Annotated in this window: 14 protein-coding genes and 1 tRNA gene; 5 read left to right on the top strand and 10 right to left on the bottom strand. The window is 58.9% G+C overall.

Annotated features, from left to right (window positions below; genetic code table 11):
• Positions 1–60: 60 nt before the first annotated feature.
• The 4 genes from prfB to IB213_RS10810 all read left to right on the top strand — a co-directional run bounded on the left by prfB (position 61) and on the right by IB213_RS10810 (position 5,077).
• Positions 61–1,165, top strand: a protein-coding gene (gene prfB, locus IB213_RS10825; RefSeq protein ID WP_191724486.1) for a peptide chain release factor 2 whose coding sequence is annotated in 2 segments (ribosomal slippage) — positions 61–141 and positions 143–1,165 — 1,104 coding nt in all. Because the reading frame shifts where the segments join, the coding sequence is not laid out codon by codon here.
• An 11-nt stretch (positions 1,166–1,176) separates the two neighbouring features.
• Positions 1,177–3,873, top strand: a complete 2,697-nt coding sequence (gene pepN, locus IB213_RS10820) for an aminopeptidase N (RefSeq protein ID WP_192406462.1) — start codon at positions 1,177–1,179, stop codon at positions 3,871–3,873.
• 93 nt (positions 3,874–3,966) lie between these two features.
• On the top strand, positions 3,967–4,983 hold the full coding sequence (locus IB213_RS10815) for a class 1 fructose-bisphosphatase (RefSeq protein ID WP_191724484.1): 1,017 nt from the start codon (positions 3,967–3,969) through the stop codon (positions 4,981–4,983).
• A gap of 18 nt (positions 4,984–5,001) precedes the next feature.
• Positions 5,002–5,077 (top strand) — tRNA-Thr (locus IB213_RS10810).
• A gap of 449 nt (positions 5,078–5,526) precedes the next feature.
• Here the strand turns inward: IB213_RS10810 and IB213_RS10805 are convergent.
• The 10 genes from IB213_RS10805 to IB213_RS10760 form a co-directional block, all read right to left on the bottom strand.
• Complete coding sequence (locus IB213_RS10805) at positions 5,527–7,599, bottom strand: DUF262 domain-containing protein (protein WP_192406460.1); 2,073 nt, start codon at positions 7,597–7,599, stop codon at positions 5,527–5,529.
• Positions 7,596–9,146: a DUF262 domain-containing protein gene (locus tag IB213_RS10800; RefSeq protein ID WP_192406457.1), complete on the bottom strand. Its 1,551-nt coding sequence runs from the start codon at positions 9,144–9,146 to the stop codon at positions 7,596–7,598. The genes IB213_RS10805 and IB213_RS10800 overlap by 4 nt, the downstream gene beginning before the upstream one ends.
• 178 nt (positions 9,147–9,324) lie before the next feature.
• A complete protein-coding gene (locus tag IB213_RS10795) occupies positions 9,325–11,067 on the bottom strand; it encodes a restriction endonuclease subunit S (RefSeq protein WP_192406455.1) in 1,743 nt (580 codons plus the stop codon).
• 42 nt (positions 11,068–11,109) lie between these two features.
• Positions 11,110–12,600 carry a class I SAM-dependent DNA methyltransferase gene (locus tag IB213_RS10790; RefSeq protein WP_192406453.1) on the bottom strand — a complete coding sequence of 497 codons (1,491 nt, stop codon included), beginning with the start codon at positions 12,598–12,600 and terminating at the stop codon, positions 11,110–11,112.
• Positions 12,601–12,680: 80 nt separating this feature from the next.
• Positions 12,681–15,275, bottom strand: a complete 2,595-nt coding sequence (gene hsdR / locus IB213_RS10785) for an EcoAI/FtnUII family type I restriction enzme subunit R (RefSeq protein WP_192406451.1) — start codon at positions 15,273–15,275, stop codon at positions 12,681–12,683.
• Between the two features lie 127 nt (positions 15,276–15,402).
• Positions 15,403–17,490, bottom strand: coding sequence for an acetate--CoA ligase family protein (locus tag IB213_RS10780; protein WP_192406449.1), 2,088 nt, complete (start codon positions 17,488–17,490; stop codon positions 15,403–15,405).
• A gap of 194 nt (positions 17,491–17,684) precedes the next feature.
• Positions 17,685–18,680, bottom strand: coding sequence for a tripartite tricarboxylate transporter substrate binding protein (locus IB213_RS10775; RefSeq protein WP_192406447.1), 996 nt, complete (start codon positions 18,678–18,680; stop codon positions 17,685–17,687).
• 36 nt (positions 18,681–18,716) lie between these two features.
• Entirely contained in the window at positions 18,717–19,082 is a 366-nt protein-coding gene (locus IB213_RS10770) for a Zn-ribbon domain-containing OB-fold protein (protein ID WP_191724479.1), read from the bottom strand.
• A gap of 5 nt (positions 19,083–19,087) precedes the next feature.
• A complete protein-coding gene (locus IB213_RS10765) occupies positions 19,088–20,239 on the bottom strand; it encodes a thiolase family protein (RefSeq protein WP_192406445.1) in 1,152 nt (383 codons plus the stop codon).
• Entirely contained in the window at positions 20,236–21,093 is an 858-nt protein-coding gene (locus IB213_RS10760) for an IclR family transcriptional regulator (RefSeq protein ID WP_191724477.1), read from the bottom strand. Before IB213_RS10760 ends, IB213_RS10765 begins: the two co-directional genes overlap by 4 nt.
• A 906-nt stretch (positions 21,094–21,999) precedes the next feature.
• Between IB213_RS10760 and IB213_RS10755 the strand changes: the two genes are divergently transcribed.
• Positions 22,000–23,088, top strand: a complete 1,089-nt coding sequence (locus IB213_RS10755; protein WP_192406443.1) for a cyclase family protein — start codon at positions 22,000–22,002, stop codon at positions 23,086–23,088.
• Positions 23,089–23,113: the final 25 nt, after the last annotated feature.

The following is a 23,113-nucleotide window of genomic DNA, read 5'->3' as shown; positions in this document are numbered from 1 at the left end:
TGCAGGCTCCATTTGAGACTTCGCAACACTGTCAGGCACAACGACAAACAAGGAATACACATGGAAGCCGAACGCGTTAATCAAATCGAAGCCACCCTCGCTGATCTGTCCACCCGGACCGAAGAGCTACGGAGGTATCTTTGACTACGATGCAAAGTTTGAACGCCTGCGCACAGTCAACGCATCGCTAGAAGACCCTGCGGTTTGGAATGACCCTAAAAAAGCCCAAGAACTGGGCAAAGAACAAAAGTCACTCAACAGCGTTGTACTGACACTGCAAAAGCTCACCACCGAACTGGCAGACAACACCGAACTCTTTGAAATGAGCAAAGAAGAAGGTGATGATGCGGGCCTGGAGACCATTGAAGGCGAAACCGCCAAACTTCGGCCACTGATCGAAGAGCTGGAATTCCGCCGCATGTTCAGCCATGAGGCTGACCCACTGAACTGCTTTATTGATATTCAGGCGGGCGCTGGTGGCACTGAAGCGTGCGACTGGGCCAGCATGCTGCTGCGCCAGTACCTCAAGTATGCAGAGCGCAAAGGCTTCAAGGCAACGGTAGAAGAAGAAACGCCAGGCGATGTCGCTGGCATCAAAAGCGCGACCATCAGGGTTGAAGGCGAATACGCATTTGGTTTGCTGCGCACTGAAACTGGTGTCCACCGCTTGGTACGCAAGTCACCTTTCGACTCTTCGGGCGGGCGCCACACCAGCTTCTCGTCACTGTTTGTCTACCCAGAAATTGATGACTCGATCGAGATCAACATCAACCCTGCTGATGTACGCACCGACACTTACCGCGCTTCAGGTGCGGGTGGTCAGCACATCAACAAGACAGACTCCGCCGTGCGGCTGACCCACATGCCTACAGGCATTGTGGTGCAGTGCCAGGATGGCCGCTCGCAACACAGCAACCGCGACGTTGCCTGGCAGCGCCTGCGTTCGCGCCTGTATGACTACGAAATGCGCAAGCGCCAGGAAGAGCAGCAAAAACTGGAAGACACCAAGACCGATGTGGGCTGGGGTCATCAAATTCGCTCCTATGTGCTGGATAACAGCCGCATCAAGGACCTGCGCACCAACGTTGAAGTCTCGGCCACCCAAAAGGTGCTGGACGGCGATCTGGACGTGTTCATCGAAGCCTCGCTCAAGCAAGGCGTTTAAGGGAAGCACTCATGCTGCGTGAAGGACAAGCCACAGCCATTCAACGGGCTGACTATCAAGCCCCCGCTTGGTGGATTGAAACTGTCGACCTGGCATTCGACCTCGACCCGGCCAAAACCCGCGTTCTCAACAAGATGCGCATCCGTCGCAACCCTGACGTACCTGCGCAAGCACTGCGTCTGGATGGCGATGAGCTCAATCTGGCCCGCGTGATGGTCAACGGCGGTGGCAGCTCGTTCAAGATGGATGGCAACCAGCTGGTTTTGGAAAACCTCCCCGAGGGGCATGAACCCCTTGATCTGGAAATTTTCACCACCTGCTCTCCCATCCAGAACACCAAGCTCATGGGCTTGTATGTGAGCGAAGGTACGTTCTTTACACAGTGTGAAGCGGAAGGCTTCCGCCGTATTACCTACTTCCTGGACCGCCCCGATGTCATGGCCATGTACACCGTGACATTGCGTGCCAGTAAAAATGACTACCCGGTGCTGCTGTCCAACGGCAATCTGGTGGACGAAGGCGATCTGGATGATGGCCGACACTTTGCCAAGTGGGTTGACCCTCATAAAAAGCCTTGCTACCTGTTTGCACTGGTTGCAGGCAAGCTCGTTGCTCGTGAGCAAAAAATCAAGAGTCGCGCTGGCCGCGATCACTTGCTGCAGGTGTATGTACGCCCCGGCGATCTGGAAAAAACCGAACATGCGATGAACTCGCTCATGCACTCTGTCGCATGGGATGAGGCACGCTTTGGCCTCAGCCTGGATCTGGACCGTTTCATGATCGTCGCCACCAGCGACTTCAACATGGGCGCGATGGAAAACAAGGGCCTCAATATCTTCAATACCAAGTACGTCTTGGCCAGTCAGTCCACCGCAACCGATGTTGACTTTGCCAATGTCGAAAGCGTGGTGGGCCACGAGTATTTCCACAACTGGACAGGTAACCGCATTACCTGCCGCGACTGGTTCCAGCTAAGCTTGAAAGAAGGCCTGACTGTTTTCCGTGACCAGGAATTCAGCATGGACATGGCCGGCACACCTTCGGCCCGTGCGGTCAAGCGCATTGAAGATGTACGCGTACTGCGCACGGTGCAGTTCCCGGAAGATGCAGGCCCCATGGCGCACCCCGTACGCCCGGACAGCTATATCGAAATCAATAACTTCTACACCGTTACGATTTACGAAAAAGGCTCTGAGGTTGTGCGCATGCAGCACAACCTGGTCGGCCGTGACGGTTTTGCCGAAGGCATGAAACTGTACTTTGACCGCCACGATGGCAGTGCAGTGACATGTGATGATTTCGTGCAGGCCATGGCAGACGCCAACCCTGCCAGCCCACTGACGCAGCACCTGCAACAATTCAAGCGCTGGTACAGCCAATCTGGCACCCCTTTGGTCAAGGCCAGCGGCCAGTACGATCCCACGGCGCGCACATACACACTGACACTCTCGCAAAGCTGCGCTGCAACGGCAGACCAGCCCGAGAAGCTGCCTTTTGTGATTCCGGTTGAAATGGGTTTGCTGGGGCAAGATGGCGCTGCTCTGCCCCTGCAGTTGCAAGGAGAGGCCAGCACCTCATCGAGCCACACCTTGGTGCTGACACAAGCAGAACAAACCTGGGTGTTTACCAATGTGGCACAAGCGCCTGTGCCTTCGCTGCTGCGCGGCTTCAGTGCACCTGCGGTGCTGGAATATGACTTTAGTGATGCAGAGTTGCTCACGCAGCTGGCTCACGACACCGACGCCTTCAACCGCTGGGAAGCAGGCCAGCGTCTGGCACTGCGCTATGCACTCCAAGCCATCCGCACGCAAGGTGAAGTCGCATCTGATGTCATGCCCGCAGCCTTCATCAGCGCCTTGCGCGATGTGCTGCGCCACCCGACTCTGGATGCCGCCTACAAAGATCTGGTTCTGACACTGCCATCTGAAAGCTACATGGCCGAGCAGCTCGAGGTGGTAGACCCTCAGCGCATTCACGCTGTGCGCGAATCCATGCGCCAGCAACTGGCTGTGGCACTGCAGGCGGACTGGGCGTGGGCATTTGATGCACACAGCGACACCGGCGCATACCGCCCAGACCCCGTATCTGCAGGGCGTCGCTCGCTCACTGGCAGCGCGCTGCTCATGCTGTGTCTGGCTGCACGTGATTCTTCTGACACACTCTGGCCCGGCAAGACATACCAGCGCTTTAAAGATGCAGGCAACATGACGGACCGCTTCAACGCCCTGTCAGCCTTGGTCTACAGCGGAGCCACTTTGGCCCAACCCGCGCTGGAGCGCTTTCACGCACTGTTCAGGAATGAGCCCCTGGTCATCGACAAATGGTTCAGCCTGCAAGCTGGCGCTTGTGACTGTGGCGGCAATGTGCTGCCTGCGGTCAAGCAACTGCTCAAGCACCCAGACTTCAGCCTGAAGAACCCCAACCGTGCCCGCAGCCTGATCTTCAGCTACTGCAGCGCCAATCCCGGAGCATTCCACCGCGCAGACGCTGCAGGCTATGTCTTTTGGAGTGACCGCGTACTGGAGCTCGATGCCATCAACCCGCAGGTCGCTGCCCGCCTGGCCCGTGGGCTGGACCGCTGGCGCAAGCTGGCTGAGCCCTATCGCACGGCAGCCCGCGAAGCCATTGCCCGCGTTGCAGCCAAACCCGATTTGAGCAACGACGTGCGCGAAGTGGTGACACGTGCGCTGGGTAAAGATTTAGCATAAATCCACTGCTATCGCTTGGAAAAAAAGCGATAGCAGCTATCAATTTCAAATATCAGGCAGCCTCCTAATTGCTGCCCCACAAGGAGAATCCTTATGACACGTCGTGTCAGCCTCACCCGCTATCTGGTTGAACAGCAACGCGTTGATGGGCGCATACCTCCACAGCTTCGCTTGCTGCTGGAAGTCGTTGCCCGTGCCTGCAAACGCATCAGCTTTGCCGTCAACAAAGGCGAACTGGGCGAAGTCATGGGCACTGCCGGCAGTGAAAATGTGCAAGGCGAAGTTCAGAAAAAACTGGACATCATTGCCAACGAAACGCTGATTGAAGCCAACGAATGGGGTGGCCACCTGGCCGCCATGGCATCAGAAGAAATGGAAGGCATCTACGTGGTGCCCAACCGCTACCCCCAAGGTGAATACCTGCTGATGTTCGACCCTCTGGACGGCTCGTCCAACATCGACATCAACATGTCAATTGGCACCATCTTCAGCGTTCTGAAAAAGCACGACAGCCACCCCGGTGTGCACGACAGCGACTTCATGCAGCCTGGCACCCAGCAAGTTGCTGCGGGTTATTGCATCTACGGCCCCCAGACCACGCTGGTACTCACCGTGGGTGATGGCGTGGCCATGTTCACGCTCGACCGTGAGCAAGGCTCTTTCATCTTGATCGAAGAAAACGTCAAGATCCCAGAAGACACCAAAGAGTTCGCCATCAACATGTCCAACATGCGCCATTGGGACGAGCCGATGAAGCGCTATATCGATGAATGCCTGGCAGGCGAAGACGGCCCGCGTGGCAAAAACTTCAACATGCGCTGGGTGGCTGCCATGGTGGCTGACGTACACCGCATTTTGTGCCGTGGTGGCGTCTTTATGTACCCATGGGACAAGCGCGAACCCCACAAATCCGGCAAGCTGCGCCTGATGTATGAAGCCAACCCCATGAGCTGGCTGATTGAACAAGCTGGCGGCGCTGCTACCAATTGCCGCGAACGCATCCTTGACATTCAGCCCACCGAACTGCACCAGCGTGTCAGCGTAGTGCTTGGCTCCAAAAATGAAGTGGAACGCGTTACCCGTTACCACCTCGAAGCTGATCAAAAGTAACTATAATTTTTGCAGGTTGCCGGTGTAGCTCAGTCGGTAGAGCAGCTCATTCGTAATGAGAAGGTCGCGTGTTCGATTCATGTCTCCGGCACCATTGAAATAAAGAAGCCTCGCTATGAAAAACATATCGAGGCTTTGTTTTTTCCGACGACGTAAGGGCGAATGTAAGACGATTTTTTAGACGGCTGGCTCTGGTCTGCACCAGTCACACAGCCCAAACAGCGCACGGACACTGGATCCGTGCCACCGATTGACAAGCCACGTACTGCCACCTCAATCCAGCATTTGCCGATCAAGTGTGCCCCGCACACGGATCTCAAACTCAGGGAGCAGCAAGCGTCATCTGCGGCGCGTGTCCTGGCTGCACATAGGCAAACTCTTTTGAGCCATCTGTCGTTTCGCGATACACAAGCATGACCAGAACCGCGTCCAGTGCTTCATCGCGCAAACTGCAGGCTTTGGGCAGTCGCCGCTGTATCCAGCTCACACAGAGCGCCCCAGGCTCCTCTTAGAAAAGCTGCATCAACTGCTCCAAGTGTTGCGTCACAGCACACTTTCCTGATGCTTGGTCTGAGCGATGCACAGGTCGATCAAGTCATCAGACTCAAAAACGCGCTGCATCAGCACGAGCATTTTCTCTGCGTGCTGATGCATAGCCACCTCGGCGGCCCACTTCCCTTGTTGCACAAACGCAGAGTGCATGGCAAGCACCTTCAGGCTCTGACTCTTCTTTTCGCTCATCAACTGCTTGAACTTGTCTTCCGGCCCGGAATTGCTCAAGCGTGAGTTCATCGCATGGCTGACAAGGCACAAGTTGCCGAAAGCGTGCAGATCCTCGTCTGCCCATGCATTGCCGGAAAACAGCTCAGTCTGCGGGTGCAAGTGCTCGACAGAGCGGCGGGTACTCGTGAATTCAAATTCACGCCATTCCGTTGCATTGGTTTCGTTCTTACCGTTGGCCTGCAACCACAGCAAGTAATCCAGAAAATTGAAGTCGATCAGGCGCGCTTGCCCATACACCAGTTTTTTAGGCAAAGTCTTCATCAAGCCAGCGTCAGGCTGTGGCGGAACAAAAAAACCATCCTCACGGCGCACTATTTCCTCATAAGTCGCACTGCTCCCCTCCTCCAACACAAAGGCCTTAGTCAACTCCTCCAGCGCCAGCAAAAATGCTTGCGCTTCAATCGCCTGGGTCACATCCTGCCGAAACAGCCAGCGCAGCACGCCTTGCAGCCAGTGCTTGCGCGTGGGCAGCATGTACGACACATGCAGTGCGGCCTGCAACATGCGCAGGCGCTCTCCGTAGTCCTGCTCAGTGACTTCAAAGGCATTGACCCACTGCAACACAGCTTTGTCGTTTCTGAACTTGCAGCGCTGCAGTTGCCAATGCTCGTCATCGCTCTGGCTCTCCACACTGCTCTTGATGACATGCTGGTCCAGCAAAAACCGGCAGCGCAGCAGCCTGTACGCAAACTCCTGAATCTGCTCTACATCGCCGCGCAGCAATGGTTCAAACGCCGTCAGCAGATGCTTGTCGTCCAAGGGGGTATTGGCCAACGCATCCCCCGGCATCATGGCTAATACCTGCAGCAAGAAGTTCGGGAAGTTAATCACCGCTCCAAACTGAGCCTTGCTTTCGTCATCTTCCTCCTCTGCCGCTAAAAGCTTGTCGGTTTGATGCCTTACACCCGCTGCAGAAGAACCTGCCGCTATCAGCTGCGATAACGACTTGGGCACTACGGCCTTGTCATCACTCCCCTCAAAGCACCTCAGCAACTCCTGCGGGGTTTTCACAAGCAGCAGCCTGCCATCTGCAGCAAACAAACTCTTGCGCATAGCTGGCACAAACCCAGACTGCACCGACCTATCCATCACTGCGCTGGCATCCCACACCGCATGCAACACCTTCATCGCGGCCTGATGGCCTTGCCGCTGCAGCGTCCCCAGCAAGCGCGCTTTCAGCACCTCGTGCTTAGCCAGTTGCTCCCCCCGGTTATTCATTACCTCAAAGTAATGGTTCAAATCGGTACGGGGCGGCAGCTCCACCCGCAACAGTCGCACTTGCTCCATCAAGAAAGTGGCGAACGCCTTACGTTCAGCTCTTGGTATTTCGCGCAGCAAGCTTTCGATGATTGCACGCCCCTGCCAGATGCTGCTGGCGCCGCTGGCGTCATCGGGACTGTCTTTTGTCGCATCCTCCCACACCAAAGCAGCAGCGTGCAAAGGCTGAGAAAACACCGCCTGCAGCGCGTGACTGGAAGCCGCACGCGACTCAAACTGCAATGGCATACGCTGCATCGAGACAGCCAGCTCCGGGTGCAATGCGCGCAGTACGGACACCAGCAAACTCAGCGTCGTCAGCCGCTGCTGGCCATCCACCACCTCCCAATAGGCCTTCTGCTCTGTGTATCGCTCATACACCACCAAAGTGCCTATGTAGTAGTCATGCGCCTGACTCTGTGCATTGCGCTGGGCATAGTCACGTACATCGGCAATCAGCTGGCCAATTTCTCTCACGCCCCAAGCGTAATTGCGCTGGTACACCGGGATGGAATAAATCCCATCACTCAACACCCGCTGCACCGTCAGCAGCTGTGGCTTCTGCTTGTCGCTCATGCACTCTCTCCCGCGCCCTGCTTCTGGGCATCTTGTTGGGTGATCTGCTGCCAGTAACCCAGCTTGCGCATCCAGCCTTCCAATGTCGCCAGGCCCTTGGGGCGCGACTGCTCGCCGCCCTGGTAGCTATTGCCGTAAAAAGCAGCCGGCAACGCCATGCCTAAAAAGTCCTGCGACGTCACTGCATCGCGTAGTACCGCAAACGGGTTGACCCCGCTTTCGTTCACAAACTTGTCCATGCTGCCCACCATCACCCGCCGGTTCAGCAAGCGCGCATAAGCCCAGACAAAGGCCAGTTCCACGGCCTGCGACAAGCCTTGCTCGCCAAACTTGTCCAGGTAATACATCAGCAAGGCATCAAACACCGCCCGCACATGCGAGTCGCCCTTGCGCTCGCGCCCCGCATAGCGACCCAGCGTCAGCAAAATTTCATGGGCTTCCCCAGCCAGCGGCTGCTGGAGCTTTTGCGCCCACGGCGGCAACTGGTCCTTTTCCTGCTTGAGGTGAAAGCCCATGCCCCAGTAATGCTGCACCCAGTCAAAAAAGCGCAAGCCATTGACCACTGGTGCGTCCAGCTGACAAGGCCAGACCCGACCGCGCGTGCCCGTATGGCTCTCCAGCAAATGCACAGCATCGTCCAGCATGCGCCAGGTACGGCTCATGGGCGCAGCGGCATGGCTCTCCAGACTGATGCCTTTGAACACGCCCACATGCCGCTTGCCAAAAAACTCCGCGTCCCGCCCCCGGCTGCGCTGGCGGGTCTGAAACAAAAAGCGCGCAAACAGCCGCTCAAGATCGTCTTGCGAACACTTCTCCCAAGCCTGCACAGCCTGCCCCTGCAGCGCCAGTTCGGCCGGGCGCAACGCCCGCAGGTGAAAAGCTTTGAGCAAGTCATGCACACACAGCGCCTTGCCACGACCATTCTGTGCGTCGAAAAACTGAAATGCCTCCGTCAGGCTGTGCAACTGCACGCGCACCACCTCGCAGCGCTCCAGCAAGAACGAAGCCTGCATCTGCCCCCACTGCGCCTGCCGAATATGGCGAGCAACCGCTTGGTAGTTGGCCTGCACCAACTGGTGCGACAAGGGGCTGGGAAACTGGGGCTCAAACAGCTTCAGCGTCAGCAGTTCCTGCTGCCAGGATGGGCGCTGCCCCTCTGGCACCAACTTGGCCTCTGCACGCAAAGCATGCAGCACCAGCAGCAAGGTCACCGTGCGCTGCTGCCCGTCCACGATATGGTGCAGCACACGCTGCGGTTGCGCCTCGCGGTCCTCAGCCTGCTCCACATGCACTACCACTGTGCCCATGCGATAGCTGCTGGCCCCTTGGTCCTGTGCGGTCGTCTGAGCCTGCAGCTCAATATCACGCAGCAACTGCTGCACCTGCGCCAAGCCCCATTTGTAGGGTCGCTGGTAATGCGGAATATTCAGCGACAGGTCGCCCAGCCAATTTCGCAGCGTGCAGACCGCGGCGCTAGCCGGTGACGATTTTTCCTCAGGCAATGGCTGCATCGCTGCCATGCCTGCTCCCTCATTCATGCTTCCCATCGTGGCTCTTTCTTCTAAATTGCGAAAACGCAGGTGCTCCTCCAGCCTGCGCAGGCTCTACCACTTCAACAGACAAAGACATCAGATCTTTTACACACAAGCAGCCCAAGCCAGCACCGGCCTGCGCTTAAACGCATTCACGATGGGCTCCCCACCCGCCGTGCCCCCTAGACCGCGTTCAGGCCGCAGCCTGCTCTACCCATGTCTGCGCCAACTGGGTTTGGGTACTGCGCGCTTGGGTCAGCTTGTCGCGCAACTGCTGGCACAAGGCACGCAATTCAGTGACGCGGGCGACGATGCGAGATTGTTCGGCGAGAGGGGGGAAGGGTATAGCAAATGAGCGAATAAATGAAAGATTTAAATTACCCGCAGATACCCCTCGCCCAAGCGTTTTCTCAATCGAATTTGAAGTGCCATAAGGGGAATTTAGCCACATCACCAAAAATTTTGAAAAAACAAAAGATTTAGGCAGCTTAAGCAAGGAAAGACTGACATAGAAAGCGAATTCAATATCAATATCTATCTCAGCCGCTTCACCAATCATTGCCCCTACGCGTGTCATTAAAATATCTCCAAATTCAGGAACTCGCCCCTTACGCAAAGCATGGAAATGCTCCTCTGAAACAGTTCGATGGGGATAAGGACTGAATCTAAATGGCTTAATGTTTTTAGCAGATAAGAATGGTCGACCTAATTCCGTATATGCAGGAGTTTGATGCGTCCCATCGGTTATTTGAGTGCAAATATCCTGCAAATGAACCCATTTCCAGCTACTGGGCACGCAAAAAGGTTTTTTCTCATCGCTGATAGAAGGCAACGGCTTCTCTCTCTTGATTTCCCCCTCTGCAATCAACCGATCCTTTTCCGAGCGAATTTTTTTCAACAACTCACTCGCAGGTTCATCATTCGCATCCTGCGCCACCAGCAAGCCTCGCACCGCCAGTTGGAGGATGGTTTGCTCCAGCGCGTCCACGGCTTCGGGGCGGTCGATGAGCAGGTCAAAGTGCTGCGCCAGGCGCTGCCAGTGGCGTGCCAGTTCTTGCGCGCTTTGGGTTTTGGTGAGGCTATCCAGCATGGCTTGCAGTAGCTGCTGGTGCTGCGCGTGTTCCAGCCGGCCCTTTTCCTCCAGCGCATCACACAGGCCCATCAGTTCTTCGACGCGGGTGACGATGCGGGATTGTTCGGCGAGGGGGGGAAGGCCAAATAGTATTTTTTCCAAAGTCCCCTGACTTAATGCAGGAACGGAAGTTCCAACCTGATATTTCGTAAAGTCTATTGAGCAAAGAAATAAATAAAGATACTCAGATTCAAATGATGAATTTGGAGTAATGCCAAGACAATTATTATCAATTGCTGTTTTATTTGAAAGAATTCTTCTCTTATTGGTTGCTATTGCCCCTCCAATTTTCGGGAAAATAACTGTACCTGGCTTGTGTATGTTTATTTTAAAATTCTTAATATCTTCATCAGAAACATAATTATTTGCATTAATTATGAATTTTTCATTTCCTTCCAAATTCATATCGCTAACTTTTATAAATGGATAAGGGAGATTATTGTTCCCTTGAATATTTTTAGGAAATCCAGAACCTATTGCCCAATCACCAATATCTCTGAAACCTACCCATTCCCACCCCGCAGGCAAGTCAAACGGCTTTTCCTCATCACCAAGCACAGTCAGTGGCTTGTCTTTCTTGATTTTCCCCTCTGCAATTAACCGATCCTTTTCCGCCCGAATCTTTTTCAGCAACTCACTCGCAGGTTCATCATTCGCATCCTGCGGCACCAGCTTGCCTTGCACCGCCAGTGTCAAGATCAGCTCTCGCAGGCGGGCCACGCCGCCGGGGGCCCGGGCAGTAGAGGTAAAGAGTTGATCAAAATTTGGTAGCAGCTTGCGCTGGTCATTACTGGTGTTCAGCATGGTTTGACCTTGTAATCCTTATCTATCAAGCGTTAGCAGCTATTAATTCTTAGATCCGGCAGTAGCCACACTACCGCCCAAAGACTGAGCCAGCATGGCTCGCAACTGGTTGCGCAGTGCCTGCGCATCGGCCTGCAACTGGGTGTATTGCGCCAGCAGTTCGTCCGGGTCATGGCTGACTTGTTCGCCCACATGGGGGTTTTTCTGGTCCAGGTTCCAGTTGGCGGCGCGCAAGGTGTCGATGCTCACCTTCCATGCCTGCTCGTTGCCTTCGCGGCTGGCGTAGCCGTCTGCAGCGCTGCCCCACCAGGCTTTCTCGGCATCAAACTCTTGGATGCGGATGGGCTTGGTTTTGTTGTAGTTTTTCACGCCCACGGGGTATGGGTGCTCGTAGTACCAGACGTCTTGGGTGGGCTGGCCCTTGGTGAAAAACAGGATATTGGTCTTGATGCCGGTGTAGGGGTTGAACACGCCATTGGGCAGCCGCACGATGGTGTGCAGATTGCACTCGGTGAGCAGCTTTTCCTTGATACGGCTTTTGCTGCCTTCGCCAAACAAAAAGCCGTCGGGCAGCACCACGGCGGCGCGGCCACCGTCTTTGAGCAGCTTCATGATGAGAATCATGAACAAATCAGCCGTTTCGCGGCTGCGCAGGTCGGCGGGAAAGCCGTCTTCAATGCCCGGCTCCTCGGTGCCGCCAAAGGGCGGGTTGGTGAGGATGACGTCCACCTGATCGGCCCGGCCGTAGTCGCGCAGCGGGCGGCTCAAGGTGTTGTCATTCTTGATCTGGCTGGGCACTTCAATGCCGTGCAACATCAGGTTGGTGACGCACAGGCTGTGGGGCAGCGGCTTTTTTTCGACGCCGCGCACGGCTGTTTGCAGCAGGGCTTGCTGCTCGGGTGTCTGGGCTTGCTGGCGCAAATGCTCGATGGCGCAGACCAGAAAGCCGCCGGTGCCGGTGGCGGGGTCCATGACGGTTTCGCCCAGCTGGGGGTTGACGATATCGGTCATGAACTGGGTGACGGCGCGGGGCGTGTAGAACTCGCCCGCGTTGCCTGCGGCCTGCAGGTCTTTGAGCAGCTTTTCGTACAGGTCGTTGAACTGGTGGCGCTCGGCCTGGCGGTTGAAGTCGATGACGGCCAGCTTGTTGATGACCTGGCGCAGCAGGTGGCCGCTTTTCATGTAGTTGTAGGTGTCATCGAACACGCTGCGCAGCACATAGGCACGCGGGTTTTGTTCGATGCTGCCGGGCAGACTGGCGAGCGTGGGGATGAGCTGGTTGTCCACAAAGTCCAGCAAGGCCTCGCCCGTCATGCCTTCTTCGTCAGCCGCCCAGTTGCGCCAGCGCAGTGCTTCGGGGATGGGGCTGTGGTAGTTGTCTTTGGTGAACTCCAGCTCTTCTTCCAGGGCATCAAACACCTTCAAGAACAGCAGCCAGGTCAGTTGGGACAGCCGCTGGGCATCTCCATCCACCCCGCTGTCCTGGCGCATGGTGTCTTGGATGGATTTGATGATGGATGACAGATTGGACATGCTGCGAACTCTGGATATCTGAATAAAAAATACTGCCCACGCTTTTCAGAAAAGCGTGGGCAGCTATACATTTTGCAAGCTTATGGATGGCCTGGCTGGTAGATGGCTTGGCCCAGGCGGGCGATGGCAGCCTGGTAATTGAGCTTGGAGCCGCCAAAGCTCTTGATCAACTCAACTGGCGAGCCCATCTGGCTCAAGGGCTGGACCTTGAGCACATCGGTATTTTCAATGGCAGCAATGCCCTCGTCTGCGTACTTGTCGATCAAAGCGTCCAGCACCTTGCGGGCGGTCTCACTGTACTTGGCGTAGATGCCATCGTCCTGCAGCTTCTTCCTGGCCCGTCTGGCCCGTTCACTGCGGGTGAGTATGGGCTGGTCATAGGCAACGTGCAGCAGCACGTCGAACGGGTCAGCCCCTTGCAGGCTGCTGCCGTCGCCTTTTTCCTGTGACAGCTCTTCGGTCAGCACATCGAGCAGCACGCCGTGGTGCTGCAGCTCCTCGATCAAAGCCTGCTTGCGGTCGGCGCTGCTCCAGGCCTGCATGAAGGCGTCCAGCGATTCGTATTTTTTGGCCAGGTTGATGCGGGTGAAGTCACGCAGGCTTTCTGTGACCAGCTTGCCGTTGGCGTCCAGGTATTGCACGCGCTCACGGGCAATGGCCACGGTGACGCGGCCGCCGATCTGGTATTTGCGGGGCTTGTCCGTGCCGCCTGCCGCACCAGCGCTGCCACCAGTCCCGTCGCCATAGACGCCTGCCGGGTCCTTGGTGTTGCCGCCCGGCACGGAGCTGCCGTCACCCTGGCCATCGCCATCCGCGTCTGGCAACCAGCTGTCGCCGTCGATCATGGTGCTTTCATCGTCCGCGGGCGGCGGTGGCACCACATCGTCATCGCCCGTAGGCTGGTAGATCTGCACAGGCTCACCGTCAAAGTCCTTGTCGGCAAACAGCTCCGTGGCACGCTTGAAATCCAAAATCGTGAAGAACTGCTTGCCATGCTCTTCGTTCAACCGCGTGCCACGCCCAATGATTTGCTTGAACAGCGTCATGGACTTGATGTTCTGATCCAGAACCACGAGCTTGCAGGTCTGGGCATCCACACCAGTGCTCATCAGCTTGCTGGTGACGGCAATCACGGGGTCTGGGCTGTCAGGGTCGATGAAGTTGTCCAGCTCGCGCTTGCCCACTTCGTTGTCGCCCGTGATCTGCATCACATATTTGTGGCGGGTCGCGCAGATGTCTTTGTTGGCCTGCGCCAACGCGGCCGTCATGCGCTGGGCATGGTCCACGTCTTCGCAGAAGACAATGGTTTTGGCGTTGCGGTCTGTGCCCTTGAGGTATTCGGTAATTTTTCCAGCCACCACGCGGTCGCGCAGGCCCAGCACCAGGTTGCGGTTCATGTCGGCCGCGTTGTAGATGCGGTCTTCAATGGGGTGTCCGTTGTCGTCCAGCATGCCCTTGGGGGGCCGCCAGCCAAAGGTGTCACGATCCAGATCGACGCGCACGACTTTGTACGGGGCCAGAAAGCCGTCTTCTATGCCTTCCTTGAGGGTGTAGGTGTAGACGGGCTCGCCAAAGTAGTGGATGTTGGAGGCATCCTCGGTTTCTTTGGGCGTAGCCGTCAACCCCACCTGCGTAGCACTGCTGAAGTAGTCCAGAATCTCGCGCCATGCCGAATCTTCGTTGGCGCTGCCACGGTGGCATTCGTCAATGATGATGAGGTCAAAAAAGTCCGCACTGAACTGTTTGTACACATCATCCGCACCGCTCTTGCCGGTGACGGCCTGGTACAGGCCCAGATACACCTCATAGGCTTTGTTGACTTGCTTGCCACCTGTGCTTTTCTTGCCTTTGGTGACAGCCAGCTCCAGCTCATCCACTGTGGTGACTCCATTGGCATCCACACGCTCAATGCCCTTGGCGTTGGGACTGAGCTTGGCCATGCCGCCCTTGAAGGGCTTGAAGTCGCCCACCATGGTCTGATCCACCAGGATGTTTCGGTCGGCAAGGAACAACACCCGCTTTTTGGCCCCGCTTTTGAGCAGGCGCCAGATGATCTGGAAGGCGGTATAAGTTTTACCGGTGCCTGTGGCCATGACTAGCAAGACACGGTTTTGCCCCGCAGCTACCGCCTCTAGTGTGCGGTTGATGGCGTGCAACTGGTAGTAGCGCGGCACACGGCCGTTGTCGCCTTGGTGGTAGGCGAAGCCGTTGACGCGGGTTTGCTCAGGTGTCCAGCCCTTCCACTGCTGATATAGCTCCCACAGTCGGGCAGGGGAAGGAAGCTCATCAATTGCCAGCTCTGTGAGTAGCTGGCCGTTAAACAGCAAGCTGGCATCGCGGAACACAAAGCCGTCCCCATTGCTGGCCAACGCAAAGGGTACGCCCATGCGCTCGGCATATTCCGTGGCCTGCTGCATGCCAGCGCCCACGTTGTGATTGTTGTCCTTGGCCTCCACCACTGCCAAGGGTTGGCCATATTGCCAACACAGCAGGTAATCAGCGCGCAAAGCCGACTGCGTATTACGCTGCGCCTTCTGGCCACGCACCACAATCCGCCCCGGAGCAATCAAGTATTCACGATAGATCTGTGTCGCTTCACTCCAGCCAGCTTGGTGCATGGCTGGGTCAATGAATTTTGAACGGATGTCTGCTTCGCTGAGCTGCTTCTTGTCCATGCCATCCCCGAGTTTTTGACCGAAGCATTATGGCTGAAGCCGAAATAATTCCTTACATCGCCAGGTGGGCCGAACACTTCCGTGAATCAACCCAGCCTGGCTGGACACCCCTAGACCGCTGAGCAGACTATCCTTTTGACAATTCCACCAGCGCATCCACGACTACGGCCCCCTGACTCGTGCCCCCAACCATCACGGGGTTGAGATCTAGCGAGGCGATGGCGCCGCTGGCGCCCACAATCACTTGCCCCACTGCCACAGTGATGCGCGAGAGGGCCTGCACGTCTAGCGGCGGCTCGCCGCGTACGCCGTCCAGCAGCGGGGCGATGCGCAGCGTGCGTAGCGCAGCCTGCACGTCGGCCTCGGAGAACGGGGGCAGCAGCACGGCGCAGTCCTTGAGCGCCTCCACATACTTGCCGCCGTCGCCCACCACCACCACAGGGCCAAAGATCGGGTCCATACGCGCGCCCACCATGAACTCGTGTTGAGCCTTGCGCGTTGCCGCCACGATCACGCCGTCGCGCTGCACCCCCATGTCGTCCATTTTGGTCCAGAACTGCTCGAACAACTCGGCAGCCTGTTCGCGTGTCTGCACATTCAAGGCCACCAACCCGTGCTCGGATTTGTGCGGTACCTCGGCCGAGCAGGCCTTGACCACAGCGGGTGCACCGATCGCGTCGAATGCAGTGCGCGCCTCGTCTGCCGAACGGCACAGGTGCATGGGGACCGTGGGCACACCATGGCGTGCCAGCAGTCCCAAGCTGTCCACTTCATTGAGAAAACCTTGCGTGCCAGCAGGTACCTGTACATGCGGCAGCGCGTCCCACTGCGCGCGTGAACGGCGCATGAGCTCGGTGTGCTTGGCCACCTGGGCTAGCACAGCGATGGCCTCACCTTCGTTGGGGAAGGTGGCAATGCCATGCTGGCGGAAGGGCTCGGCCACGGTTTCCTGCCAAGCGGCCACGGCTACGGGCTTGGCAGTAGCAGCCTCGAATGCGGCGGCGTCACGGGCGAAACGGTCCACGTCGTAGCCCGCACCGGCCACAGGAATGTTCAGGAAAAAGAGGTCCGCCGCCGGATCCTGCGCCACGGCAGGCAGGACGTCGCCGAACAAGCCACTGTTGGACAGCAGCGCGGCCGTCACATCAATCGGATTGCTTGCAGTGGCAAACCCTGGCAGCTTGGAGGCCACATCGGCCTGCGTGACAGGACTCAGCTCGGCCAAGGACAGGCCCATGTCTTCGGCTGCGTCAGCGCCCATCACGCAGCTAGCGCCGGAGTTGCTGATCACCACCAGACGCCGCCCCTCGGGGCGCCAGCCCTTCAGGTAGGCATGGGCAGCACGCGCCTGCTCATGCGGGTCACGCACACGCCAGATGCCATGGTGCTTGAAAAATGCGTCCACCGTGCGGTCCTCATTGGCCAGCGCGCCCGTGTGCGACGACGCAGCCTTCTGCCCGCTGACCGATCGACCGGCCTTCACCGCGACGATGGGCAGGTCACGTTCGCGCGCATAGGCGGCAGTGGCGGCCAGCATCTCTGGGTTGGCGATGTTCTCCAGGTACAGCAGCAACAGTTTGACGTCGGGGTCATGCGCCACGGCCCAAGCCATCTCTGATGCGGTCACATCGGCCTCGTTGCCCGTGGCGTGTACATGGCGCACGCCGAGGCCGCGCCCGCGCAGCAGACCATAGGCCATGGCACTCATGCCGCCGCTCTGGCTGACGATGCCCACCGGGCCGTCCATGGGCGGCACCTCAATGAACATGGTAGAAAATCCCGCGATGGCACCCGTTCCGAAGTTAGCCAGCCCCTGCGTATTGGGCCCGTACAGGCGCATGCCTGAGGCGCGCGCGGTAGCCACCATGTGATCCTGCAGCTCGCGCCCTGCAGGGCCCGTCTCGCCAAAGCCCGAGGCGATCACCACAGCGGACTTCACGCCGCGTGCGGCGCATTCCTCCACGGCGGCAACGGTCTTGTCGCCGCCCACGGCGATCAGCGCCAGATCGGGCACCTCGGGCAGCGCGCTCACGCCGGCGTAGCTCTTGTAGCCCTGAACTTCCTCGCGCGCCGGGTTGATGGGATAGATCGTGCCCTGGTAGCCGTGGCGCTGCATATAGTAGATAGGTCGGCCACCGATCTTGTGGATGTTCTCGGAGGCGCCAACGATGGCGACCGAGCGGGGGTTGAGTGCAGAGGTGAGAAGGTCAGACATGATGGGTTGTGAGACGTTGTGCGCTCCGTCGCCCCGCCGCTGGCAGGGCCGTGGAATGCAATGGCAGTTACAGGGACACAGCGCAGTCAGCTGGCACATGCCAGCTTGGCGGTAAACCGTCAGGGGCCTGAAGCCAGCCGCACAGCGCCCGGCACAGCGAGCGCGTGGAGCGCGGCGTAGTCATTCAGCGGGAATCAGTCAATCCGGGCACCAGAGGCCTTGACCACCTTGCCCCACTTGTCCACCTCGGCCTGCAGGAAACCGGCGTAGGCGGTGGGCGTGCTCCAGGCGGCGGCGAAGCCCTGCGCCTCGAAGCGCTGCGCCACCTCGGGGTTGTCCAGCACTTTTTTCAGCTCGGCACTCAAGCGGTCCACCACCTCCTTGGGCGTACCGGCGGGCGCCAGCAGGCCGTTCCAGGCGATGGCCTCGTAGCCGGGCAGCCCAGACTCGGCCACAGTGGGAATGCCCGGCGCGCTGGGCGAGCGCTGGCTGCTGGTCACGGCCAGCGCCTTGAGCTTGCCGGCCTTCACATGCGGCATGGACGAAAGCATGGTGTCGAACATCAGGTCCGCCTGCCCCCCCATCACATCGGTGAGCGCAGGGGCGCTGCCCTTATAGGGCACGTGGGCCATCTTCACGCCGCCCATGGCGTTGAACAGCTCGGCCGACAGGTGTGTGGACTGCCCGTTACCGGAAGACGCGTAGTTGAGCCCACCCTGCTTGGACTTGGCCAGCGCGATCAGCTCCTTGACGTTGTTCGCTGGCGTTGCCGGGTTGGTCACGATGACCAGCGGCCCGCTGGTGAGCTGCGAGATGGAGGCAAAGTCCTTGGTGATGGAATAGCTGAGCTTCGCGAAAAGCGAAGGGTTGATGGCATGCGCCGTGGTCGCCACCACCAGCGTATAGCCGTCAGCGGGGCTGCGCGCCACAGCCTCGGCACCGATGTTGGCGCCAGCGCCGGGGCGATTCTCGATGAAAAAGGACTGCCCCATCTGCTCCTGGAGTTTTTGTGCCACCACGCGTGCAACGATGTCGGTAGGGCCGCCCGGAGGGTAGGGAACGACCAGCTTCACGGGCTTGTTCGGATAATCGTTGGCCCAGGCAAGGGGCGAGGCTGCAGCAGCGCACAGCGCGGCGCAAACAACGCCAATGACATGGCGACGCGGAGTGTTGGTGGTGGTCTTGGGCATGTCTTTGTCTCCTTACTAGTTGTGGTGAAAAAACGATCAGGCGGCTGGCACGAAGCGCAACAGGGGCCGACCCAGGTGCTCGAAGAATTCCGCGCGCACGCGCTCGCCGATCTGCACGCCCGCCGCCGCGTGACCCATGAGGCGTGGCCCCTCGTCGAGTTGCACGATCACTAACGTGTAGGGCGCCAAGGCGCGAAAGTCCTCCGAGGGAGCACGCGCCACCACCGTGGTAGCACGCACAGTTGCGGTACCGACAGCGTCGCGCCAGTCCAGCCTCTCGTGGCCACAGCGTTGGCACGCATAGCGCGCTAGGGTCTGGGCATGGCCGCAGGCGCAGCAGCTTTGAAATAGCACCACGCCTGCGCGCAGGCCGTCATTGAAAGGGGTTGCCAGCGAAGTCATGACGCTCAGCCCTCCGTTGAAAGAATAAGGCTCACGTGGGACGACATTACGCCCCCGTCGGCATGTATGAAGGCGCGCTGCGGCGCACGTATCTGGCGCTCCCCAGACTGGCCCGTCATCTGTCGCCAGGCCTCTGCTATATGCGCCATGCCGCCAGCCACGCCGCAGTGGCCGAACGACAGCAAGCCGCCGTGCGTATTCAGCGGCAGCGCGCCTGTAGGCGCGAAGTCGCCTGCGCGCACCCGGGCGGCGGCACCGCCCCTCGGTGCGAAGCCGATCTCCTCGAGCAGCATCACCAGCGTGATCGTGAACGAGTCATAGATGCCCAGGTAGTCGATGTCCGCCACAGTCAGACCAGCCTCAGCAAAGGCCAGGCCGGCGGCGTCTGCCGCTCCACACTGCATCACATCCACCATGGCAGTCAGATGCTGATGGCGATGTTCCTGACCCGCGCCCACTACGCGCACCGTAGTGTGCGGGCCCCGCTCGGCAGAGACGACGAATGCCATAGCACCGTCGGAAATAGGACAGCAGTCCAGAAGCGACAGCGGTGCGGCGATGGACTTGGCTGCACGCACCTCGGCATGGGTGATAGGCGTGCGCAGGTGTGCCCCAGGGTGACATGCGGCATTGGCACGCATCAGCACGGCAAACTCGGCCAAATCGGCGCTGGTGATGCCAGTGCGGTGCATGTACTCCGAAGCCATCAGTGCGTAGTACGCGGGTACGCTGGCACCATTTGGCACCTCGTAATCAGCGTCACCCACCTGGGCTAGGGTCTGAATGGAGCAGTCGCGCGACTGGCCCGTGAGTCGGTTCTCGCCCGCCACCACCAGCACGTTGCGGCAACGGCCCGAACGCACCAGTTCGCGAGCAGCCATCACCATAGCAGCGCCCGTGGCTCCGCCTGCTTGCATACTGTGCGCGTAGCGCGGTGCCAGCGCAAAGCGCTCACAGAACAGCGTGGACAGCATCAGGTGAGGCAGCGTAGTGGCATAGCCGCACAACACACCATCGATGTCGGTGCGCGCCACATCAGCACTGACCACCGCCTGCCGGGCTGCGTCGGCCATCAGGTCAAGTGCGCCCCACCCTTCGTGGCGGCCAAAGGAGGTGCTGCCCGCGCCGCGCAGGTAGGCGGTGGGTAGTGGGTTCATCGCAAAGTCTCCGGAGTAGTTTTTGAAGGAGTGCGTGCACCGGCCAGGCGGCTGGTGCGCACCGCCTCGGCCCATCGCACCTGGCATACCGTGGACTCGCGCACCAGCGCCTGGGCCATGGCGGCTTGACGCGCAAGGATGCGGTCGTTCAGCGCGGCAATGCTCAGTGCTGCTACGGGGCGCCCCTCGGGGTCGAGCACGGGCACGGCAATACCCCCCATGCGCTCGACCACAACGTCCAGCAGTACCACGTGGCCACGTTCACGCGCATCGGAGATACGCTCGCGCAGCAACGCAGGGGTGATGCGCGGGTAACGGCTCATCTGGCTTGCGAGAATCTCCAGTGCTGCCTCGCGCTCGGCCTCAGGCATCCAGGCCAGTAACGCAAGGCTGCCGGCCCCTGCTCCCAGCGGGCGACGGCTGCCCACGCGCAGGTAGTTGGCGCGAATGGGGTATGTTCCCTCCTCCACGTCGATACACAGCGACTCCACACCACTGGGTATGGACAGCACCACGCTATCCTCGAACTGCCCCACCAGCCGCAGCAAACTGGGGCGCGCCAGCGGCCGCGGGTCAAATCTCCTCAGCGCGGCTGCGCCCAATACCATGAGTTCGGGCCCCAGCGAGAACTGCTTACTCTGCACATCACGCGCCACAAAACCGTCGCGCACCATCACCTCCAGCAGGCGCAGCGTGGTGGCCTTGTCCAGCTCGGCCGCCGCTGCGATATCGGTCAACCGTGCGTTGCCCCCCTCTGACATCACCCGCAACACACGCATGGCGCGCTCCACGGTGGAGGTACTGCTTCCAGGGGGGTGATTGACCATGGCTTTCGGGCGGGCAGCGGTGGACATTTGGTTTATTTCTTTCAATGAAATATTGAATGGCATGAAATTTAGGTTCTATTGGTTATTAACGTCAAAAACCGAGAATGAAATTTCAATCAATAAAACATCTTTAGTTCAATCCCAGTGAATACCCGCAGTAAATGCACCCGAACTGCTAGCTGTTCGAGCTGGTTCACAGCCACTGCATGTGCGTGCAGCGCCCACTGCTGGCGACGTGCACAGACCTGCGTCTGGTAAATGCACGACGCCAAAACGCTGTACCCCAGCAACACCAGCTGACTGATCGCTTCCCATGCTGGGTCACACCTTGAGCATTGAAAGAACGCACCCTGAGTTCAGGGTCTGGAGTGACTGAGTGAGAGATACATGGAGTGGCGCAACAACCTGCTTGCGAGAACCAAAGAGATACGCCGCCAGCATCCTGGTCGCTGCTGCAGCGTTGGACGCCCTACCTGGCCCAAGGCACGCAAGCTGCCCCGCAAGGTCCTTATTTGGATCGCTTTCCCGTACTACGCTTGAAAAGCAACGGTGCTGTGCGCCACCGACAGCAGCACCGCCGCTGGCTTGGCCTGCAGCGACACAATTTATGTGGCTCAACACGCGCTCTGGCACTGGTTAACTACAGCGCCAAAGATAGTGACAGCTTGGCTGTGCCCTCCCTGCGGCCAGACTTGGAGGGTCTAGCGCGTGTGAGCGCTGATGCCCAGCCACATCACTCAGTCCATACATCCAGGCACGACCCGGTTTTTGCTCGGTAAAACCACCTTGAGCGTCATGAAAATCGAACAACAGGGTTTCCCCGAGCGATGATTTCACTCAGCAAAACTTTTTAAATCTTGATTGACGTGCTGCCATCTGCGCCAACACCATTGCCTCCAAGCCGCCCCCACCCGCGGCGCTGGAGACACCAATATGCGATGGAGACAACGCCCCGCCGGCTCCAACTGGGGTGATTTCGGGCCCGATGACCAGTTGGGGCGCGCCAACCTGATCGGACCTGTGCAGGTACGCAAAGGCGCTCTGGAAGTACGCGAGGGGATCAGCCTGTGCCTGTCGCTACCGCTGGATTACCCCGGCGGCAATGCCCTGAACGCGCGGCGACTACCACCGCAGTTGCGCCCGACACGGCGCGAAGGCGTTCCGTACGTCAACTATCCGCTGGGCCATGTGTACCCTGGCGCCACCGACGTCGTCAGCGACGATCAGGTGCTGCTGTCGCTGCAGTACTCCACGCAATGGGACTCGCTGGCGCATGTGGGGGCACTGTTCGACTCCGACGGCGACGGCCAGTTGCGCACCACGTACTACAACGGCTACCGCGGTCACGAGCACATCCTGGGCCCGCAGGATCATGGCATTCCTGCACGCAATAGTGATGGTGCGGCGGCGCGCTACCAGCCCGTATGTTGCACTGGCCGCGCGCCAGACGAAAGCGTAGCAAGCGCACTGGGCGTGGAGCACCTGGCCGTGAAGGGCATGCAGGGGCGCGGAGTGCTGGTTGACCTGGAACGTATCTACGGCACCGACTTTCGCGACATCGGCTACGTCGAACTCATGCATGCCATGGAGTGCAGCGGTGCCAGCGTAGAGCCCGGCGACATGCTTCTGCTGCGCACCGGCTTTGCCGAGCTGGTGCTGTCCATGCAGCGCCAGCCCGATGCGCACCGTCTGCACCACAGCTGCGCAGCACTGGACGGAGGCGACGACAAGCTGCTGCAGTGGATCACCGACAGCGGTATCGCAGCGCTCATTGCCGACAACTATGCCGTGGAGCGCCACCCGCCTCGGCGCGTACCCGAGGACGGTGCCCTCTACCCCGTACTGCCGCTGCACGAGCACTGTCTGTTCAAGCTGGGCCTACCTTTGGGCGAGCTGTGGTACCTGAAGGAGTTGGCCGACCACCTGCACGCCCTCGGACGTACCCGCTTTCTGCTCACCGCGCCACCTCTACGTCTGCCGGGCGCCTTGGGCTCGCCGGTGACACCCATTGCCACCCTTTGATTCCCAGTAGACACACCAACGAAGG

The sequence above is a fragment of the Comamonas sp. CMM02 genome (assembly GCF_014851485.1).
Classification (GTDB): domain Bacteria; phylum Pseudomonadota; class Gammaproteobacteria; order Burkholderiales; family Burkholderiaceae_C; genus Comamonas; species Comamonas avium.
This window is presented reverse-complemented; position numbering and strand designations above follow the sequence as displayed.

Excerpts from the sequence above, each read along its gene's own strand:
- pepN (WP_192406462.1), top strand. The coding sequence starts at position 1,177 with ATGCTGCGTGAAGGACAAGCCACAGCCATTCAACGGGCTGACTATCAA.
- IB213_RS10815 (WP_191724484.1), top strand. The coding sequence starts at position 3,967 with ATGACACGTCGTGTCAGCCTCACCCGCTATCTGGTTGAACAGCAACGC.
- IB213_RS10805 (WP_192406460.1), bottom strand. The coding sequence starts at position 7,599 with ATGAGCGACAAGCAGAAGCCACAGCTGCTGACGGTGCAGCGGGTGTTG.
- IB213_RS10800 (WP_192406457.1), bottom strand. The coding sequence starts at position 9,146 with ATGGGAAGCATGAATGAGGGAGCAGGCATGGCAGCGATGCAGCCATTG.
- IB213_RS10795 (WP_192406455.1), bottom strand. The coding sequence starts at position 11,067 with ATGCTGAACACCAGTAATGACCAGCGCAAGCTGCTACCAAATTTTGAT.
- IB213_RS10790 (WP_192406453.1), bottom strand. The coding sequence starts at position 12,600 with ATGTCCAATCTGTCATCCATCATCAAATCCATCCAAGACACCATGCGC.
- hsdR (WP_192406451.1), bottom strand. The coding sequence starts at position 15,275 with ATGGACAAGAAGCAGCTCAGCGAAGCAGACATCCGTTCAAAATTCATT.
- IB213_RS10780 (WP_192406449.1), bottom strand. The coding sequence starts at position 17,490 with ATGTCTGACCTTCTCACCTCTGCACTCAACCCCCGCTCGGTCGCCATC.
- IB213_RS10775 (WP_192406447.1), bottom strand. The coding sequence starts at position 18,680 with ATGCCCAAGACCACCACCAACACTCCGCGTCGCCATGTCATTGGCGTT.
- IB213_RS10770 (WP_191724479.1), bottom strand. The coding sequence starts at position 19,082 with ATGACTTCGCTGGCAACCCCTTTCAATGACGGCCTGCGCGCAGGCGTG.
- IB213_RS10765 (WP_192406445.1), bottom strand. The coding sequence starts at position 20,239 with ATGAACCCACTACCCACCGCCTACCTGCGCGGCGCGGGCAGCACCTCC.
- IB213_RS10760 (WP_191724477.1), bottom strand. The coding sequence starts at position 21,093 with ATGTCCACCGCTGCCCGCCCGAAAGCCATGGTCAATCACCCCCCTGGA.
- IB213_RS10755 (WP_192406443.1), top strand. The coding sequence starts at position 22,000 with ATGCGATGGAGACAACGCCCCGCCGGCTCCAACTGGGGTGATTTCGGG.